This is a genomic window from Halomonas campaniensis (genome assembly GCF_014193375.1).
GTDB lineage: Bacteria > Pseudomonadota > Gammaproteobacteria > Pseudomonadales > Halomonadaceae > Halomonas > Halomonas campaniensis.
Genome location: NZ_JACHZF010000001.1, coordinates 108792 through 128217, shown reverse-complemented (window position 1 = coordinate 128217; position 19426 = coordinate 108792). Strand labels below are relative to the sequence as shown.

19 protein-coding genes are annotated in these 19426 nt (G+C 69.4%); 15 read left to right on the top strand and 4 right to left on the bottom strand.

All coding sequences use genetic code 11. From position 1 onward, the window contains the following. The first annotated feature begins 163 nt into the window (after positions 1–163). The 14 genes from BDK63_RS00600 (at position 164) to BDK63_RS00535 (ending at position 14420) form a co-directional block, all read left to right on the top strand. Positions 164–1138, top strand: a complete 975-nt coding sequence (locus BDK63_RS00600) for a TRAP transporter substrate-binding protein (protein ID WP_183329367.1) — start codon at positions 164–166, stop codon at positions 1136–1138. 84 nt (positions 1139–1222) lie between these two features. Further along, on the top strand, positions 1223–1765 hold the full coding sequence (locus BDK63_RS00595; protein ID WP_183329366.1) for a TRAP transporter small permease subunit: 543 nt from the start codon (positions 1223–1225) through the stop codon (positions 1763–1765). Next, a complete protein-coding gene (locus BDK63_RS00590; protein ID WP_183329365.1) occupies positions 1765–3060 on the top strand; it encodes a TRAP transporter large permease in 1296 nt (431 codons plus the stop codon). The genes BDK63_RS00595 and BDK63_RS00590 overlap by 1 nt, the downstream gene beginning before the upstream one ends. Positions 3061–3135: 75 nt before the next feature. After that, positions 3136–3915: an AraC family transcriptional regulator gene (locus BDK63_RS00585; protein ID WP_183329364.1), complete on the top strand. Its 780-nt coding sequence runs from the start codon at positions 3136–3138 to the stop codon at positions 3913–3915. Between the two features lie 148 nt (positions 3916–4063). Then, positions 4064–5131: a TRAP transporter substrate-binding protein DctP gene (dctP, locus tag BDK63_RS00580; protein WP_183329363.1), complete on the top strand. Its 1068-nt coding sequence runs from the start codon at positions 4064–4066 to the stop codon at positions 5129–5131. 66 nt (positions 5132–5197) lie between these two features. After that, the gene (locus tag BDK63_RS00575; RefSeq protein ID WP_183329362.1) at positions 5198–5743 is read left to right on the top strand and encodes a TRAP transporter small permease; all 546 of its coding nucleotides are present in this window, start codon (positions 5198–5200) and stop codon (positions 5741–5743) included. Then, a complete protein-coding gene (locus BDK63_RS00570; RefSeq protein ID WP_183329361.1) occupies positions 5740–7017 on the top strand; it encodes a TRAP transporter large permease in 1278 nt (425 codons plus the stop codon). Before BDK63_RS00575 ends, BDK63_RS00570 begins: the two co-directional genes overlap by 4 nt. Positions 7018–7028: 11 nt before the next feature. After that, positions 7029–8063: a histone deacetylase family protein gene (locus tag BDK63_RS00565; RefSeq protein WP_183329360.1), complete on the top strand. Its 1035-nt coding sequence runs from the start codon at positions 7029–7031 to the stop codon at positions 8061–8063. 51 nt (positions 8064–8114) lie between these two features. Further along, positions 8115–8471: a RidA family protein gene (locus BDK63_RS00560; RefSeq protein ID WP_183329359.1), complete on the top strand. Its 357-nt coding sequence runs from the start codon at positions 8115–8117 to the stop codon at positions 8469–8471. Between the two features lies 1 nt (position 8472). Then, positions 8473–9414, top strand: a complete 942-nt coding sequence (lhpI, locus tag BDK63_RS00555) for a bifunctional Delta(1)-pyrroline-2-carboxylate/Delta(1)-piperideine-2-carboxylate reductase (protein ID WP_183329358.1) — start codon at positions 8473–8475, stop codon at positions 9412–9414. Beyond that, complete coding sequence (locus tag BDK63_RS00550) at positions 9411–10640, top strand: class II histone deacetylase (protein ID WP_183329357.1); 1230 nt, start codon at positions 9411–9413, stop codon at positions 10638–10640. The genes lhpI and BDK63_RS00550 overlap by 4 nt, the downstream gene beginning before the upstream one ends. Next, positions 10637–11611, top strand: a complete 975-nt coding sequence (locus BDK63_RS00545; RefSeq protein WP_183329356.1) for a branched-chain amino acid transaminase — start codon at positions 10637–10639, stop codon at positions 11609–11611. The genes BDK63_RS00550 and BDK63_RS00545 overlap by 4 nt, the downstream gene beginning before the upstream one ends. A gap of 66 nt (positions 11612–11677) precedes the next feature. After that, positions 11678–12694, top strand: coding sequence for an Lnb N-terminal periplasmic domain-containing protein (locus tag BDK63_RS00540; RefSeq protein ID WP_183329355.1), 1017 nt, complete (start codon positions 11678–11680; stop codon positions 12692–12694). A gap of 376 nt (positions 12695–13070) precedes the next feature. Beyond that, positions 13071–14420 (top strand): Na+/H+ antiporter family protein, encoded by a 1350-nt coding sequence (locus tag BDK63_RS00535; RefSeq protein ID WP_183329354.1) that lies wholly within the window; start codon positions 13071–13073, stop codon positions 14418–14420. A 148-nt stretch (positions 14421–14568) separates the two neighbouring features. Here BDK63_RS00535 and BDK63_RS00530 read toward each other — a convergent pair whose 3' ends face one another. The 4 genes from BDK63_RS00530 to BDK63_RS00515 form a co-directional block, all read right to left on the bottom strand. After that, entirely contained in the window at positions 14569–15309 is a 741-nt protein-coding gene (locus BDK63_RS00530) for an RNA methyltransferase (RefSeq protein ID WP_183329353.1), read from the bottom strand. 202 nt (positions 15310–15511) lie between these two features. Then, positions 15512–17155, bottom strand: coding sequence for a chaperonin GroEL (gene groL, locus BDK63_RS00525; RefSeq protein ID WP_183329352.1), 1644 nt, complete (start codon positions 17153–17155; stop codon positions 15512–15514). Positions 17156–17247: 92 nt separating this feature from the next. After that, complete coding sequence (locus BDK63_RS00520) at positions 17248–17541, bottom strand: co-chaperone GroES (protein WP_183329351.1); 294 nt, start codon at positions 17539–17541, stop codon at positions 17248–17250. A 221-nt stretch (positions 17542–17762) separates the two neighbouring features. Continuing rightward, positions 17763–18299, bottom strand: a complete 537-nt coding sequence (locus BDK63_RS00515; RefSeq protein ID WP_183329350.1) for an FxsA family protein — start codon at positions 18297–18299, stop codon at positions 17763–17765. A 232-nt stretch (positions 18300–18531) separates the two neighbouring features. Here BDK63_RS00515 and BDK63_RS00510 point away from each other — a divergent pair, with 232 nt between their 5' ends. Beyond that, a complete protein-coding gene (locus tag BDK63_RS00510) occupies positions 18532–19293 on the top strand; it encodes an SDR family oxidoreductase (RefSeq protein ID WP_183329349.1) in 762 nt (253 codons plus the stop codon). The last annotated feature ends 133 nt before the right edge of the window (positions 19294–19426 follow it).

The window sequence follows — 19426 nt, the reverse complement described above, 5'->3', positions numbered from 1 at the left end:
GTCCGCGCGAGATCGCGCTATCTTCTGCCATCGTTATTCACGAAGCCTGCCTTCTCCAACCTCGATTTGAGCCGGGACGAGGCTTGTCCCAAGATCAGGGTGCCGGAGCCGCCTTCCGCGTGGCGGCACCCCCATAACGACAATACCGCCGGGAGAACCTCACATGCGCAAGACGCTACTTGCCACCCTCGCCAGCCTGGGCCTGGCCGCGGCCGCCCCCTTCGCGCTGGCCAATACCATCGAGATCCAGGTCAACAACACCATGAGCGAGGGCGGCTCCGAGAGCGCCGCCGTCGAGCGCTTCGCCGAGTATCTCGAGGAGCAGGCGCCGGGCCGCTTCAACGTCCGCCCCTTCCTGGCAGGCTCCTTGGGCGGCGAGAACGCCGTGCTCGAGCTGCTCAACCTGGGCCAGACCCAGCTCTCCATCACTGGTGGCAACTGGCGCCAGCAGTACGCGCCGGAGTATGACGCCATCACCGTGCCCTTCGTCTTCTCCACCTGGGAGGAGGTGGACGCCTACATGGAGAGCCCCTCCGGCCAGCGTCTGGTGGAGATCGCCGAGGAGAAGGGCGGCATCAAGTACTTCGGCACCCAGCACCGCGGCCCGCGGCACATGACCGCCAACAAGGCGATCCACTCGCCGGATGACCTGCAGGGCTTCCGCCTGCGGCTGCCCTCGCTGCCGGTGTGGCTGGAGGTATGGGAGGAGATCGGCGCCCAGGTGGTCAACGTGCCGGCGCCGGAGATCTACCTGGCCATGCAGACCGGCCAGGTCGACGGCCACGAGAACTCCCTCTCCTCGCCCTATACCCGCCGGCTGTGGGAGGTTCAGGACCACATCATCCTGACCAGCCACGTGATGTTCCCGTGGAACTGGGTGGCCAGCAAGCGCTGGTGGGACGGCCTGGAGGCCGATGACCAGGCGCTGATCAGCGAGGCCATCGAGGTGGCGCGCCAGCACGGCACCGAGCGCGAACGGGAGCTCGACGAGTTCTACCTCGAGGAGCTGCAGAAGGAGGGCATGACCGTCATCGAGCCCGACGTGGCGGCCTTCCGCGAGGCGGCCATGCCGGCCATCGAGCGGATTCTCGACGAGATGGCCGATGGCGTGATGGACGATGCCCTGGGCGGTGAATGACGTCAGGGCCTGATGGGGTGATTCGACGATCTCGGCGGCGCCCAGCGGGCGCCGCCGAGCCGTGAGGGACGAGAGGATGTTTCCGTGAGGCAAGAGAGCGCGTTACCCCGGGGGGCCGTCGACCGGCTGGCCTGCCGGCTGCTCAGGGCCGTGACCCTGGTCTGCGACCTGCTGGGGGTGCTGCTGCTGGCCGGGGTGCTGCTGCTGATCGTGGCGGCGGTGGTGGCCCGCGACCTGCTGGACCTGGGCATGCCCTGGACCGAGGAGGTGGCCACGCTGCTGGCGATCTACGCGGTGGGGTTCGGCTCGCTCTCGGCCTGGGTGCGCGGGGAGCACCTGCTGGTGGACCTGTTCAGCCACCGGCTGCCGCCGCTGGCGCTGGCGCTGCAGTACCGGCTCACGGCGCTGCTCTCCTGCGGCTTCTTCGCCCTGGCGGCCTGGGGCGCCTGGACCATGTCCGAGATGAGCGCCAACAACCGGACGGTGTCGCTGGGCATCAGCTTCAGCTACCTCTACTACGGCATCTTCGTCGGCTTCGCCGGCATGACGCTGCTCTCCGCCTGGCAGGCCCTGCGCGGCAGGGTGGCCTGGCAGGCGGTGGGCGGCAGCGGCGGGGAGGCTCCCTGATGCTGGAACTCGCGATCTTCGTGGGCGGGCTGCTGGTGCTGATGATCATCGGCCTGCCGGTGGTGGTGGCCATCGGCATCACCTCCTTCGTCGCCCTGGCGGTGACCGGCACCGGCGGGCTGCCGGTGGAGCTGATGTCGCTGCGCATGGTGCAGACGCTCAACAACTTCACGCTGCTGGCGATCCCGCTGTTCATCCTCGCCGCCAACATCATGAACACCGGCTCGACCACCACCCGGATCTTCGACTTCGCCACGGCCCTGGTGGGCTTCACCCGGGGCGGCCTGGGCCATGCCAACGTGGTGGCGAGCTCGATCTTCGCCACCATGTCCGGCACCGCCGTGGCCGATGCCGCCGGCCTCGGCAGCATCGAGATCAAGGCCATGAAGGAGCGCGGCTACGACCTGGGCTACTCGGCCGGCATCACCGCCGCCTCCAGCGTGATCGGCCCGATCCTGCCGCCCAGCATCGCCCTGGTGGTCTACGGCTGGCTGGCCAACGTCAGCATCGGCGCGCTGTTCATGGCGGGGGTCGTCCCGGGCCTGCTGATGGCGCTGCTGCTGATGGGCATGACCGTGGGGCTGGGGGCCGGCGGGCGTGTCGCCATGCCCGCGCCGGTGCCCTTCGACGGGCGCGAGGTGGTGCGCACCGGGCGTCGCGCGGTGCTGCCGCTGATGATGCCGGCGATCATCGTCGGCGGGATCTGGACGGGCTTCTTCACCCCCACCGAGGCCGGCGCGGTGGCCTCGCTCTATGCCATCGTGCTGGGCGGGCTGGTCTATCGCGACCTGAGCCTCAAGGCGCTGTATCTCTCCTTCCGCCGCACCCTGATGTTCAGCGTGGCGATCCTGCTGATCATCGCGGTGTCGAGCTTCTATGGCTGGATCCTGGTGCGCATCGGCATTCCCCAGGCGCTGGCGGGGCAGGTGGCGGGCATCGACATGCCGACGGTGATGCTGCTGCTGGCCTTCGCGCTGTTCTTCCTGCTGATCGGCTGCTTCATGTCGGTGGTGGAGAGCATCCTGATCTTCACCCCCATCGTGGTCCCGGCGGCCCTGGCTGCCGGCCTGGACCCGATCCACTTCGGCATCGTCATGGTGATCACCCTGTCGGTGGGGGTCATCACGCCCCCCTTCGGCAACGTGCTGTTCCTGATGGTGGGCATCACCCGGCTGCGCTATGGCCAGGTGGTGGTGGCGGTGTTGCCGTTCCTGCTGCCGATCCTGGCCACCATCCTGATCCTGATCGCCGTGCCGCCGGTGGCCACCTGGCTGCCGGACCTGATGGGCTACTGAGGTGCGGGTCGCTTGCCTTCAACGGGGGCTGAGACCATGGTAATGGGTCATGGCCACTGCCACGACCCGACGCCCATGCCCCATCTCGACCTGCGCGCCACCACCCTCGACCGCGAACACGTGGACCACGCCCACGACTTCCACCAGCTGATCCTGGCCACCTGCGGGGTCACCGAGCTGGCGGTGGACGGCGAGGGCGGACGGATCACCGCCAGCCGCGGCTGCCTCATCCCCACCTCCAGCCGACACGAGTACCTGGGTGATGGCCGCAACCGCACCCTGGTCCTCGACATCCCCCGTGGCAGCCTCGCCGCCCTGCGCGACGCCGACCGCATCGAGCGCCTCTTCGAGGGGCCGCGCTTCTTCAGCGTGCCGCCGCAGCTCCACCGGCTGGCGGGCAGCCTGATGCAGCAGCTCGAGCAGTGCCCGGCGCTGCACAGCGAGATCGCCGCGCTGCTGCTGCGGGCCATCCACCTCCACCTGGAGAGCGAGCCGCTGGCCGGGGATGGCGCCTTTCCCCTGGCGCGGCGCCCCTGCGAGCGCCTCCACCTGGCCCGGCTCGAGGCCTGGGTGGACCGCCACCTGGCCGACGAGATCCGCGTCGAGCAGCTGGCCGCGCTCTGCGCGCTGAGCGTGGGGCACTTCCACAGCCGCTTTCGCGAGATGACCGGCCTCACGCCTCAGGCCTACGTGCAGCAGCGCCGGCTGCGCCACGCCCGGACGCTGGTCTGCCACAGCGACCTGAGCCTGGGCCATGTGGCCTCGCTGGTCGGTTTCCGGGACCAGGGCAGCTTCTCGCGGGCCTACCGGCGCCACTTCGGCACCACCCCCTCGGCGGATCGCCGCGCCCCCTGACCGGCCCCGGCGCACTCCCGGGCAAAGGCTCCGCAGCCGGGGGCAAGCAGCCTCGCCGCGTTCGTCCTAGGCTCTGAGGCAGGGCAGTGCTTCCGACGCTGCCGTTTCCCCGAGCCATGCAACGAACAAATCACAAGAGGCAGGCATCATGCGCATGAGATCCCTTACCGGGCTGTTCGCCCTCGCCGCACTCCCGCTGGCCATGGCGGCCGCCCAGGCCCAGGCCGAGGAGATGGCCATCGCCACCATCCTTCCCGAGAACATGAGCAACAACGAGGTGTATCCGGCCCTGGTGCACTTCAAGAACCTGGTGGAGACCCGCACCGACGGCGAGGTGACGGTCTCGATCTTCGGCAACAGCCAGCTGGGCTCCGAGGTGGAGACGGCGCGGGAGGTGCAGGGTGGCCGCACCCTGCAGTCCACCATCATCACCACCGGCGCGATGTCCTCCTACTACCCCGACTACCAGATGATGACCGCGCCCTTCATCTTCGATAACTGGCGCCAGGCCTGGGCCTTCTTCGACGGCGAGTGGTTCGCCGACTTCATGTCCGGCACCATCGAACAGACCGACATGCGCTACCTGGGCACCTTCGACGACGGCGGCGGCTTCGTGGCCTTCACCAACAACGAGCGGCTGATCCGCACCGTCGATGACCTCGAGGGGCTCAACATCCGCACCGAGGAGAACCCGGGCCACGTGGCCATCATGCGCGCGCTGGGCGCCTCGGCGACCCCGCTGCCCTGGGGCGAGGTGATCACCGCCCTGGAGACCGGCCTGGCCGACGGGCAGTTCAACGCCCCGGTGCTCAACACCACCTTCAACTTCCACGAGGTGACCGACTACACCACCCTGACCGGCCACGTGTACAACAGCGCCGCCTGGCTGGTCAGCGAGGAATGGTTCCAGGGCCTCACCGAGTCCCAGCAGGAGGCCATCGTCACCTCGGCCCGCGAGGCCATCGCCATCGGCCACGGCATGTCCGGGGCCCTGGCCACCGCCAGCTGGGAGGAGTCCTGCGAGACCTTCCAGGAGTGCTACATCATGCCCCCGGAGGAGCGGGCGCGGATGTCCGAGATCGCCACCCCCGCCTGGCGCGACTGGATCGTCAACGACTTCGGCCTCGACGGCGACCGCGTGGATGCCTTCCTGGAGGAGGTCGAGCGCGTCCGCGTCGAGGTGGCCGAGTCGGACGTCGCCACCTACGGGCGCTGATCACCCAGGCCTTCATCGTCCTGCGCCCGGCCGCATCGCGGCCGGGCGCCTGCCCGAGGTGACACCATGACCCTCCTGCAGCCCCTTCGCCGCCTGAGCGACATCGTCAACCAGGTGGCGATCGTGACCTGCATCGCCTGCGTGCTGGCCATGCTGGGCATCTCCTTCACGGCCTTCGTCTACAAGCTGGCCACCGGCAATACGCTGAGCTGGACCTACTCCCTGGCGCGGCTCTTCCTGCCGTGGATCGGCTTCCTCTCCATGACCATCTCGCTGCGCTACGGCGAGCACGTGGCCATGACCCTGCTGGTCAGGAGCCTGCCACGCGTGCTGACCGTGGTGGCCGCGGTGCTCTGCCTGCTGGTCATCGGGCTGTTCGGCGCGCTGCTGCTCTGGTACGGCTGGGACTACTTCCAGGGCACCCGCCAGGTCTACATGGTCTCCGACCAGATTCGCGTGCACGGCAAGTTCACCGCCATCGTGGTGCCTGTCAGTGGCGCCATCATCCTGCTCCACCTGGTGCAGGGCTTCGACCTGCTGGAGCACTTCATCGACGAGCGGGAGATGATCGACGAGCTCATCGAGTCCACCGACGGAGAGAACCGCCCATGACGCCTGCGATCCTCGTCTTTATCGTCCTGCTGCTGATCGGTGCCCCCGTCGCGGTGGTGATGGCCCTCTCCGGCCTAGCCGGCGGCTATGCCATGGGCGGCGAGCGCATGCTCGGCATCATCGCCGACCGCATGTTCTCCGGCGTCTCCGGCTTCCTGCTGATCGCCGTGCCCTATTTCATCTTCACCGCCGAGCTGATGAACCAGGGCGGCCTGACCCAGAAGCTGATCGCCTTCAACAACGCCCTGTTCGGGCGGCTGCGTGGCGCGCTCTCCCACGTCAACATCTCGGTGTCGGTGTTCTTCGCCGGCCTCACCGGGGCCGCCATCACCGATACCGTGGCGATCGGCAAGATCATGATTCCCGAGATGAAGAAACAGGGCTACGACGCCGAGTATGCCGCGGCGATCACCGCCTGCTCGTCGATCATCGGCCCGATCATTCCGCCCAGCGTGGTGATGGTGGTCTACGCGACCCTGCTGCGCGACATCTCGGTGATCGACCTGTTTGCCGGGGGGATCATCCCCGGCCTGCTGATGGCCCTGGCGCTGCTCGCGGTGAGTTTCTTCCTGGCCTGGAAACGGGGCTACCCCAAGCAGGCCCCCACGCCGCTCAAGGTGGCAGCCCTGGCCTTCCTGGTGGCGCTGCCGGCGATGATCGTGCCGCTGATCATCCTCGGCGGTATCCTTTCGGGGCTGACCACCATCACCGAGGCGTCGGGCTTCGCCGCTGTCTATGCCATCGTCATCGGGGTCGTTTTCTACCGTACCCTCACCTGGCGCAAGATCTGGAATGCCCTGGTGGTGACGGTGCGCTTCTCCGGGGTGGTGTTCTTCCTTCTCGCGACCTCGGCGGTGCTGGGCTGGTTCGTGACCCGCTCGGGGATCGCCCGGGACGCCGCCGGCCTGATCACCACCTTCAGCGATTCGACCTTCCTGCAGCTCTTGCTGGTCTGCGTGCTGCTGATCCTGATCGGCACGGTGATGGACGTGCTGCCGGCGCTGGTGGTGGTGGCGCCGGTGCTGGTGCCGGCGATGATCCAGCTGGGCGTGGATCCGCTGCACTTCGCCATCCTGATGATCGTGGTGCTCAACATCTCCAACGTGACGCCACCGGTGGGCATGACCCTGATGACGGCGGCGCGCATCGCCAACGTGCCCTTCGAACGGGCGATCATCGCCTCGCTGCCGTTCTATGTGGCCTTCGTCGTGGTGATCCTGCTGCTGGTCACCTTCCCGTCGCTCTCCACCTGGATCCCCTCGCTGCTGCGCTAAGGACACCCGAGATGAAGCTCTTCTATCACCCCGACCAGGAACGCCATGCGCCGCCCACCTTCCTGCTGCGCGGCCGGCCGGTGGATTCCCCCGAGGGGCCGGTGCGGGCCGAGCTGCTCTCCAGGGGGCTTGCCGACATCGGGCTGTCGCTGACCGCCCCCACCGAGCCCGACAGCCCACGGCTGCGGGAGCGCCTGGCGCGCATCCACGCGCCCCGCTACCTGGCGTTCCTCGAGACCATCCATGCGCGCTGGCGGGCGCTCCCCGACGCCGCCGAGGTGGTGGCGCCCAACGTGCATCCCTGCGGCGGCGGCCACCACTATCCCCGCCATCCGGTGGGGCTGGTGGGCTGGCACATGCACGACATGGCCTGCCCGATGACCGCCGACAGCTTCACAGGCATCCTGGCCAGCGCGGCCACCGCGGAGGCGGCGGCCGACGCGGTGCTGGCCGGCGACCGTCACGCCTATGCGCTGTGCCGTCCGCCGGGGCACCATGCCGGGCCGGAGCGCGCGGGCGGCTTCTGTTTCCTCAATAACTCGGGCCTGGCCGCCACGGTGCTGCGCGAGCAGCATGCCCGGGTGGCGATCCTCGACGTGGACCTCCACCACGGCAACGGCACCCAGGACCTCTTCTATGGACGCGGCGACGTCTGGACCGGGTCGCTGCACGTCGACCCGGCGGACTTCTACCCCTTCTTCTGGGGCGGCGCCGACGAGCAGGGCGAGGGTGACGGGGTCGGCGCCAACGTCAACCTGCCGCTGCCGCTGGGCAGCGACGGGGCGGTCTTCCTGGAGACCCTGGACCGGCTGATCGAGCGGCTCGAGGCCTTTCGCCCCGATGCCCTGGTGGTGGCCCTGGGCCTGGACGCCCACCGTGACGATCCGCTGGCCGGCATGGCCCTGGAGACCGCCGACTTCACCGAGGTGGGGCGCCGCCTGGCCGCCATCGACCTGCCCACGGTGCTGGTCCAGGAGGGGGGCTACCCCACCGAGCACCTGAGCCAAAACCTGGCCGCCTTCATGGGCGGCTACACCGCTGCCTGAGCGCAGCCCCGACCGGTGCCGTCCCGGCACCCCGCAAGCGAGAGACACGCCATGACCGTTACCCATCACGACAGCAATGCCCGCATGAGCCAGATCACCATCCACAACGGCACCGTCTACCTGGCGGGCCAGGTACCCGGGGACGCCAGTGCCGACATGCGCGGCCAGACCGAGCAGGTGCTGGCGCGCATCGACGACCTGCTGGCCAAGGCGGGGACCTCCAAGGAGCACCTGATCGCCGCCCAGATCTGGGTCACCAGCATGGCCGAGTTCGACCAGATGAACGCCGCCTGGGACGCCTGGGTGGTGCCGGGCCGTCCGCCGGTGCGCGCCGCCATCGAGGCGAAGCTGGCCAAGCCCGAGTGGAAGGTGGAGATCATGGTCACCGCGGCGCTTCCGGAGGCCTGACATGCGCATCATCACGGCCGAGCAAGTCGCGGCCTCGCTGCCCTGGCAGGCCCTGGTCGAGCGCCTCGCGGTCACCTTCCGCGAGGGGGTCGAGTCGCCGCCGCGCCACCACCATGCCATGCACCGGCCCGACGGCGAGGCGACCATGCTGCTGATGCCGGCCTGGGAGCGTGAGGGCTACATCGGGGTGAAGATGGTCAACGTCTTCCCCCAGAACGCCGAGCACGGCCTGCCCGCCATTGCCGGCGTCTACCTGCTGAGCGAGGGCGCCCACGGGCGCCCCCTGGCCTGCATCGACGGCAGCGAGCTGACCCGGCGACGCACCGCGGCGGCCTCGGCCCTGGCGGCCCGCGAGCTGGCCCGGGAGGATGCCGCGAGCCTGCTGGTGGTGGGCACCGGCAAGCTGGCCCCCATGGTGATCGAGGCCCATGCCGCGGTGCGGCCCATCCGCCGGGTGCGGATCTGGGGGCGCAACCCGGAGAAGGCCCGGCGCCTCGCCGCCGAGTATGCCGACCGCTTCGACGCGGCGGCCGTCACCGACCTGGAGGCCGCCAGCCGCGAGGCGGACCTGATCAGCTGCGTGACGCTCTCCACCGAGCCGCTGATCCGCGGGGCCTGGCTCGCCCCCGGCACCCACCTGGACCTGATCGGGGCCTTCCGGCCCTCCATGCGGGAGACCGATGGCGAGTGCCTCGCCCGCAGCGAGGTCTACGTGGACACCCATGCCGGGGCGAGGGGCGAAGCGGGGGACCTGCTGCAGGCCGCCGAGGAGGGCGCCTTCGCCTTCGACGACATCCGCGGCGAGCTGGCCGAGCTGCTCAACGGCGAGGTGCCCGGACGCTCCTCGGACCAGGCGATCACCCTGTTCAAGTCGGTGGGGGCGTCGCTGGAGGACCTGGCGGCCGCCATCGAGGTGTGGGAGCAGCAGGAGTCCCATGGATGAGCGCGGCACGGCATGAGGGACCGGCGGCCGGCGCTCCGGCGGTCGGGTTCTACTGGCACGAGCGCTGCTTCTGGCACGACCCCGGCGCCATCGGCGTGTTCTCGGCGCCCGGGGAGTTCCTGCAGCCGCAGCCGGCCTCGGAGAGCCCCGAGAGCAAGCGGCGGCTGAAGAACCTGCTGGAGGTCTCGGGGCTGATCGACGCGCTGGCGGTGCGCAAGCCGCCGCCGGCCAGCCGCGAGGATCTCGAGCGGTTTCACACCGCCCGCTACCTGGATGCCCTGGCGGCGGGCGATCGCGCCCGCGGCGGCGATGGCGGCGACTGTGCCCCCTACACGCCGGGCAGCCTGGCGGCCGCGCGCCAGTCCGCGGGGCTGGCCAGCGCCGCCGTGGAAGCGGTGGCCACCGGCGAACTTGCCCGCGCCTATGCGCTGTGTCGCCCGCCGGGCCACCATGCCGAGGCCGACCGAGGGCGAGGCTTCTGCCTGCTGGGCAACATTCCGGTGGCGGTGCAGCGGGCCCGGGCGCTCGGGCAGGTGGGTCGCGTGGCGATCCTCGACTGGGACGTGCACCACGGCAACGGCCAGCAGGCGGCCTTCTACGCGGATCCCGAGGTCTTTACCGTCTCGCTCCACCAGGCGGGCAACTACCCGCTGGAGACCGGCACCTTCGAGGAGCAGGGCGAGGGGCCGGGCCTGGGGGCCAACCTCAACCTGCCGCTGCCGCCGGGCTGCGGGATCGGCGCCTACGACCACGCCATGACCGAGCTGGTGCTGCCGGCCATCGAGGCCTTCGGCCCCGAGCTGATCGTGGTGGCCTGCGGCTATGACGCCTGCGCCAAGGACCCGCTGGGCAAGATGCTGCTCAACAGCGACGCCTTCGCCCGCATGACGGCACAGCTCATGGCGCTGGCCGAACGCGCCTGCGGGGGGCGGCTGGTGATGGTCCACGAGGGCGGCTACTCGGAGGGCTACGTGCCGCTGTGCGGCCACGCGGTCATCCAGACCCTCGCCGGCAGCGAGATCGGCGTGGCCGATCCCCAGAACGACGAGATCGCCGCCTGGGCCTACCAGGCCCTGCAGCCCCACCAGCGTGAGCTGATCGACGGCTGGCGCCAGGCCTGGGCCGCCGCCGGCCGGCTCTCCCCGGCAACATGCTCTCCCGCAACGAACTCTCCGGCAAAGAACTCTCCAGCAACGAACTCTCCGACAAGGAACCCTCGACCATGACCCCTCTCGATGATCGCGACGGCTGGATCTGGATGGACGGCGAATGGCTGCCGTGGCGCGAGGCCCGGGTCCATGTGCTGACCCATACCCTGCACTACGGCATGGGCTGCTTCGAGGGGGTGCGCGCCTATGCGGGCCCCCACGGCAGCCACCTGTTCCGGGTGGCCGAGCATACCCGGCGCCTGGCCGACAGCGCCTGGGCCCTGGACATGCCGCTGCCGTTCGACGAGGCGGCACTGGTCGAGGCCCAGCGCGAGTGCCTGGCCCGCAACGCCCTGACCAACGCCTACCTGAAGCCCACGGTGTTCTTCGGCTCGGAGGGGCTGGGGCTGCGCGCCCGGGGGCTCTCGGTGCACGTGATGATCGCCGCCTGGGATCTCGGCGACTACATCTCGGCGGAAGCGGCATCGCTCGGGCTGCGCGCGCTGACCGCCTCCTGGGCCCGCCACCACGTGAACATCAGCCTGTGCCGGGCCAAGACCAACGGCCACTACGTCAACTCCATGCTGGCGCTGAACACGGCGGTCAAGGCGGGCTTCGACGAGACGATCATGCTCGACCCGGAGGGCTACGTGGCCGAGGCGTCGGCGGCCAATGTCTTCCTGCTGCGCGACGGCGTGCTGCATACCCCCGAGGTGACCTCCTGCCTGCAGGGCATCACCCGCGACAGCGTGATCCGGCTGGCCCGGGAGGTGCTCGGCATCGAGGTGCGGGAGCGGCGGATCACCCGCGACGAGCTCTACACCGCCGACGAGGCCTTCGTCACCGGCACCGCGGCCGAGGTCCTGCCGCTGCGCGAACTGGACGGCCGGCACATCGGCGGGCGTGCCGGGGCACCGGCGGTGGGTGAGCCCATTGCCGCGGACTCCGTGACCGCGCGGCTGCAGCGGCTCTATCGCCGGGTGGCCCGTGGCGACCTCGACGGGAAACTCGAGGCCTTCCGCGACTGGCTGACGCCGGCGGGGGGCTGAGCCCGCGTTGAAGGCCGGCCGCGTCCGCCGTGCTAGCCTGCGACGATCCGGCCGGGAAGGGACGCCATGATCGATTCGCTGCTGGCGGGCGCGCTGCTGACGCCTGTGCTGCTTGCCACGCTGTGGGGTGGGCTGGCCCTGGGCCACCGCCTGCCCGTTCCGCGCGGCCTGCGCTGGCTGGCCGTGCTGGGCTGGCTGGCGTCGGGTGGGCTCTGGGGCCTGCTGCTCTGGCAGGGCGCGCGGCTGGCGCCGGTGGCCGGCATGGCCGTGCAGCTGGTGGCGCTGCTGGCCTGGTGGCGCCGCCTGGCGCCGGCCGCGTCGCTCGACTGGGCCGATGACGTGGCGCACCTGGCCACCGGGGAGGTGGAGGCCCACCGCCTGACGCTGCACCATGTCCGCGACTTCGACTGGCAGACCCCGGACCGGGCGCGGATCGCCTGGGAGCGGCGGACCTATGACCTGGGTGACCTCGACAGCGTGGACCTCTTCGTCTCGGGCTGGGGCCGACCCGGCATCGCCCACGTGCTGGTCTCCTTCGGCTTCCGGGATCCCGTGTCCGGGCGGCACGACTTCGTGGCCTTCTCGGTGGAGGTCCGGCGCGAGCGCCACGAGGCGTTCTCGGAGATCGGCGGCTTCTTCAAGCAGTACGAGCTGGCGATCATCGCCGCCGACGAGCGGGACGCGGTGCGCCTGCGCAGCAACGTGCGGGGGGAGAGCGTGACCCTCTACCGGGTGCTGCTCAATGCGGCCGACCGGCGCGACCTGCTGCTGGCGCTGGTGGAGGAGGCCAACCGCCTCCAGGCGGCGCCGCGCTTCTACCATACCATCACCGCCAACTGCACCACCCTGGTGTTCGGCATGATGCGCCGGATCATCGAAGGGCTGCCGATGGACCACCGCCTGCTGCTCAGCGGGCTGCTGCCGGGCTATGTGCATGACCATGGCGGCTTCGTGCCGGGCTACTCCCTCCGGGAGCTCAAGCGGCTCGGCGACATCACCGAGCGGGCGCGCCTGGCCCACGAGGCCCCGGACTTCTCCCGGCGCATTCGCGACGGCGTGCCGGGGTGGGCCGACGCCGGCTGAGGGTCGCCCATGAAAACGCCACGGCGTGGCCGCCGTGGCGATGTCTCGATCCTCCCTGGGCATCGTCCCGATGCCTGGCCCCGCGGGTCACCCGGGGCCTCCCCGTGGTACGCCCTGTACCGTCGCGTCCCTGGCGCCGTGGTGCAGTATCCCTTGCCTTGCCCCACTGCACTCCTTTATCGCCGCCGTTGATGACCGCGGCGAGACCCTTCGATGATGGTTCGATGACGGCGCTGCCGCGGTGAGCGCCGGCCACCCGCCAGGGGAGGGGCCCGCGAAGGCGAGGGCGCCGCGAGCGGTCGGATGGACGGCCAGATTCTGGTAGAATCCGCCGGATTTTTTGCGCTTCTCCTTTCACTTCTTCGGAATCCTGGACATGAATGCAGTCATTCTTGCGGTGCTGGTGATGGTGGGCCTGTCGCTGGCCCGGGTCTCGGTGGTCTTCGCCCTGGTGGTGGGGGCCCTGGTGGGCGGCCTGGCGGGCGGGCTCTCCATCGAGGCGACGCTTTCCGCCTTCAACGAGGGCGTCGGCGGCGGCGCCCAGGTGGCGCTGGCCTATGCCACCCTGGGCGCCTTCGCGGTGGCGATCTCCCGCTCTGGCCTGCCGGACCTGCTGGCGCGCCGCCTGATCAGCCTGCTGGGGCAGGAGGCCACGGCGGCCCGCCAGGCCACGGTCAGGACCCTGCTGCTGACCGCGGTGCTGCTGGTGTCGATCTCCTCCCAGAACCTGATCCCGGTGCATATCGCCTTCATCCCGATCCTGATCCCGCCGCTGCTCAAGGTGATGAACCAGCTGCGCCTGGATCGCCGGGCGGTGGCCTGCGCGCTGACCTTCGGGCTGACCGCTCCCTACATGCTGCTGCCGGTGGGCTTCGGGGCGATCTTCCTCAACGACATCCTGCTGGCCAACCTCAACCGTGCCGGCGAAGGGCTGGGGCTCGAGATCACCCGGGGCATGGTGCCCCTGGCCATGGCGGTGCCGGTGGGCGGCATGGCGCTGGGCCTCGCGGTGGCGCTGCTGGTCAGCTATCGCAAGCCGCGGGCGTACCAGGCCCTGGACGTGGCCACCACCAACGTCCCGCACCACCACCCCGAGGGGCATGAGCCCCACACCCTGGGCCTGGTGATGTCGGGGGTGGCCATCGTCGCCGCGCTGGGCATCCAGCTCTGGACCGGCTCCATGGTGCTGGGGGGGCTGGTGGGCTTTGCGCTGCTCTCGGTGGGGGGGATCTTCAAGTGGCGCGAGGCCGACGACCTCTTCACCAGCGGCATGCGCATGATGGCGCTGATCGGCTTCATCATGATCTCCGCCTCCGGCTTCGCGGCGGTGATGAACGCCACCGGGCATATCGATACCCTGGTGCAGTCGAGCTTCGACATCATCGGTGACAACCGCGGCCTGGCGGCGTTGATCATGCTGCTGGTGGGGCTCTTCATCACCCTGGGGATCGGTTCGTCATTCTCGACCATCCCGATCATCGCGGCGATCTTCGTGCCCCTGGCGGTGCAGTTCGGCTTCTCGCCCCTGGCCACGGTGGCCCTCGTCGGCACCGCTGCGGCGCTGGGCGACGCCGGCTCCCCGGCCTCGGACTCCACCCTCGGCCCAACCTCCGGCCTCAACGTGGATCGCCAGCACGACCATATCTGGGACAGCGTGGTGCCCACCTTCCTGCACTACAACATCCCGCTGATCGCCTTCGGCTGGGCGGCGGTGATGCTGTTCTGAGCCCAGAAGTCTAGCCATCACCGTTCGGGGCTGATCCGGTGACAAGCCTGCAGGGAGGCGCTGTGAATACCTCCCTGTAAGCTACCGACGCCATCCCTGGCGTAGGACCTCCCTTTCGGCTTGCCCCCGGCGCCCCTCCGGAAGCCCCTTACTTTCCTTCCTCGGGCAAGTGGTCCTCCAGAGAGGCAAGCAGTCCCCGCAGCAGCGAGAGCTCCTTTCTCGAGGGTTGGGCCCGGGCGAACAGCGCCTGCAGCTGGGCCTCGGTCCGGGCGTGGGGCTGGGTGAGGAAGCCGCTAGCCTGCATCACCCGGGCCAGGTGGCGGTGGAAGTGGTCGAGCTGCTCGCGACGGGGGGCGCGCTCCTCGGCGGGTAGGGCAGGGCGATAGCCGCTGTCGGGCCGCCGGCGCCACGCCTTGAACGCCTCGTAGGCCAGCACCTGCACCGCCTGGGCGAGGTTGAGGATGCCGTACTCGGGATTGGCCGGGATGCTCACCTGGTGGCTGCAGAGGCGGATCTCGTCGTTGGTGAGCCCGGAGCGCTCGCGGCCGAACACCAGCGCGACCGGGTCCGTGGCGGCGTGCTCCACCAGCGCCCGGGCCATGGCGTCGGGCTCGTCATAGTGGGGCAGGGGCAGGCTGCGCAGCCGGGCACTGGCGCCCACCACCTGCACGCAGTCGGTCACCGCCTCCGCCAGTGAGCCCACCACCCGGGCGCGCTCCACCAGGTCCTCGGCGCCGGCGGCGAGCCGGGTCGCCTCGGGGTCGGGGAACCGGCGCGGATTGACCAGCACCAGGTCGGTCAGGCCCATGGTCTTCATGGCCCGCGCCGAGGCGCCGATATTGCCGGGGTGGTAGGTCTGGACGAGAACGATGCGGATAGTCGAGAGCATGGGCAGGCGGCCGGCGTCAGGGGGTGAGCGGAGGGTGGGTATCTTACATCGCCAAGCGGCCAGGCGGCCAAGCGGCCAGGTCAGGGTTGCTTGGCGCTTGTAGCTCGGCGCTTGGCGCTGGCCACAAAAAACCCCGCCGGCTCGCGCCGGCGGGGTCTGTCTCAGGCCTTGCGTGAAGCAGCGCCTGGGGCAGGGGGCGTGATCACATCATGCCGCCCATGCCACCCATGCCGCCCATGCCACCCATGTCCGGCGCGGCGTCCTTCTCGTCCGGATCGTCGGCGATCATGCACTCGGTGGTGATCATCAGGCCAGCCACGGAGCCGGCGGACTGCAGCGCGCTGCGGGTCACCTTGGCCGGGTCCAGCACGCCCATCTCGAACAGGTCGCCGAACTCGCCGGTCTGGGCGTTGTAGCCGTAGTTGCCTTCGCCTGCCTTCATCTGGTTCAGGATGACGGACGCCTCCTGGCCGGCGTTGGTGACGATCTGGCGCAGCGGGGACTCCATGGCGCGCAGGGCGATGGCGATGCCGTGGGTCTGGTCCTCGTTGTCGCCCTTGAGGTCCTTGATCTTGGTCAGCACGCGCACCAGGGCGGTACCGCCGCCAGGCACCACGCCTTCCTCGACCGCGGCGCGAGTGGAGTGCAGGGCGTCCTCGACGCGGGCCTTCTTCTCCTTCATCTCGACCTCGGTGGCGGCACCGACGCGGATCACGGCCACACCGCCGGCCAGCTTGGCGACGCGCTCCTGGAGCTTCTCGCGATCGTAGTCGGAGGAAGTCTCCTCGATCTGGGCGCGGATCTGGCTGACGCGGGCCTCGATGTCGCCTTCTTCACCGGCGCCGTCGATGATGGTGGTGTTCTCCTTGGACATGGTCACGCGCTTGGCGGTGCCCAGGTGGTCCAGGTTGGCCTGCTCGAGGGTCAGGCCCACTTCCTCGGAGATCACGGTGCCGTTGGTCAGGATGGCGATGTCCTGCAGCATGGCCTTGCGACGGTCACCGAAGCCCGGTGCCTTGGCGGCCGCGACCTTGACGATGCCGCGCATGGTGTTGACCACCAGGGTGGCCAGCGCCTCGCCCTCGATGTCCTCGGCGATGATGGCCAGCGGCTTGCCCGCCTTGGCGACGGCTTCCAGCACCGGCAGCAGCTCGCGGATGTTGGAGATCTTCTTGTCGACCAGCAGGATGTACGGGTCTTCCAGCTCGACCTGCATGGTGTCCTGGTTGGTCACGAAGTAGGGCGACAGGTAGCCGCGGTCGAACTGCATGCCTTCCACGACTTCCAGCTCGTCTTCGAAGCCACGGCCCTCGTCGACGGTGATGACGCCTTCCTTGCCGACCTTCTCCATGGCCTCGGCGATGATCTCGCCGATGCGCTTGTCACCGTTGGCGGAGATGGTGCCGACCTGGGCGATGGCCTTGGTGTCGGTGCAGGGCACGGACAGGGCCTCGATCTCCTTGACGGCGGCGATGACGGCCTGGTCGATGCCGCGCTTGAGGTCCATCGGGTTCATGCCGGCGATGACGCCCTTGAGACCCTCGTTGACGATGGACTGAGCCAGCACGGTGGCGGTGGTGGTGCCGTCACCGGCGACGTCGGAGGTCTTGGAAGCGACTTCCTTGACCATCTGGGCGCCCATGTTCTCGAACTTGTCCTTGAGCTCGATCTCCTTGGCCACGGAGACGCCGTCCTTGGTGACGGTCGGTGCACCGAAGGACTTCTCGATCACCACGTTGCGACCCTTCGGGCCCAGGGTGGTCTTCACGGCGTTGGCCAGGAGGTCGACACCGCGCGCCATGCGCTTGCGGGCGTCATCGGAGAACTTGACTTGTTTCGCTGCCATTTTCGAAATCTTCCTGTTGTGACTTGAGCGTCAGTTTCTTGAACGTCAGACGTGAACGTCGTGTCTTGAGCAGGTTACTGGACGGCTGGGCCTCAGCCCTCGACCACGGCCAGGATGTCGGACTCGCTCATGATCAGGACTTCCTCGCCGTCGATCTTCTGCTTCTCGACGCCGAAACCATCCTTGAAGATCACGGTGTCACCGACCTTGACGTCCAGGGGGCGGACGTCGCCGTTCTCGAGAATCCGGCCGTTACCGACGGCGAGGACCTCGCCACGTGTCGGTTTTTCCTGGGCGTTGCCCGGAAGCACGATGCCGCCAGCGGTTTTCTGTTCTTCCTCAACGCGACGGATGACGACGCGATCGTGCAAGGGACGGATGTTCATTGCTCACGTTCTCCTGATGGTTTGCTAGGCCGGGGCAGGCTGCCCCGGCAGTTTCATCATCGCCTCGCAGCGTGGCTGCGAGGTGGAGGCGACTGGCGCCTTCCTTGTCGATGGTGCAGGACGCCTGTCCCGCACCGAAGCCTGTTGCTGTCCGATAAGTGGGGCCCGCACCGGGGCTTTCAAGGGGCCGTGGATAAATTTTTTCGCCCGGATGACCCGGCTCAGCGACGTGGCTCGTCGCGGGAGATGAACTCCCCCTCGATCGGGCCATCCGGCTCGTCCGCGCGGGCCGAGGCGCCGCCTTGCGAATCGCCGGGCCGAGCGTCGCCGGCGGCCTGCTGCCAGTCGGCATCGGCCCCGTGACGCGGGCCCTGCGTGAATCCGCCACCGCGCACGTGGACGCCCTGGGCGCGCACCCCGAGCCGGGCGAGCAGCTTGCCCAGCAGCCGCCTGGCGTCGGGGATCAGGCACAGGAAGCCCAGGGCATCGGAGACGAAGCCGGGTGCCATCAGCAGGGCGCCGCCGAATATCAGCGCCGCGCCGGTGAGCAGTTCTCCGGAGGGCACCTCGCCGCGCTCCAGGCGCGCCCGGGCCCGGGCGAAGGTGGCGGCGCCCTCGCGGCGGATCAGGTGCAGGCCGATGAAGCCGGTGGCCAGCACCAGCAGCAGGGTGGTGAGCAGGCCGATGTGGCTGCCCACCGAGAACAGGATGACGAAGTCGAGCAGGGCGAAGAGGGTAAAGGCGAGAAGAAAGGGCATGGGCACTCCGCGGGTGACAGTTCCGCTGGAGGTGGGGGCGATGGCGCGGAAATCAAGCGTTGACGAGGGAGGTCGCCAGCCGACGGTATATGGAATATATTTCCAGGGTTGCTGGCTATTGTGCAGCGCACAAAATCTGCTACCGTTATTGTACGCTCCTGCATCGAGCGTCAATGCCTGTCCTGGCCCATGCGCCGGAGGCAGTCGCCCCTAAACCCCCGGAGGACAGACGATGAAGCTCGAAAATGCCGTGATCGCGATTACCGGCGGGGCCCGTGGCCTGGGCCTGGCCATGGCACAGCTGCTGGGCAGCCACGGCGCCCGCCTGGCGCTGCTGGACACCGACGCCGCGGCCCTGGACCAGGCCGTCTCCGCCCTTCACGAGGCGGGCATCGAGTCGCGTGCCTTCATCACCAACGTGGCCGACGAGGCCTCGGTGAAGCAGGCGTTCGGTGATATCGCCGCCTCGCTGGGCCCGGTGAGCGGTCTGGTCAACAACGCCGGCATCCTGCGCGATGCCCTGCTGGTCAAGGCGAAGGAGGGGCGCGTCGAGAAGACCATGTCGCTGGCGCAGTGGCAGGCGGTGATCGACGTCAACCTGACCGGCGTCTTCCTGTGCGGCCGCGAGGCGGCCAGCCAGATGATCGAGGCGGGCAACGAGGGGGTGATCGTCAATATCTCCAGCATCTCTCGTGCCGGCAACATGGGGCAGAGCAACTATGCCGCGGCCAAGGCCGCCGTGGTGGCCCTGACCACCACCTGGGCGAAGGAGCTGGCACGCTACGGCATCCGGGTGGGGGCGGTGGCCCCGGGCTTCATCGAGACCGACATGACGGCCTCGATGCGCCAGGATATGCTCGACAAGCTGACCTCCGGCGTGCCCCTGCGTCGCCTGGGGCAGCCCGAGGACATCGCCCAGAGCGTCGCCTTCATCATGCAGAACGCCTATTTCACCGGGCGCGTGATCGAGTGCGACGGCGGCCTGCGGCTGTGAACGGCCGCCGGCGGGGGGGGGGGGGGCCCCCCCCCCCCCCCCCGGGGGGGGGGGGGGGGGGGCCCCCCCCCCCGGGTTGGGCCCCGCCCCCACCCCCCCGCCCGGCCCCCCCCGCGGGGGGGGGGGAGGGGCG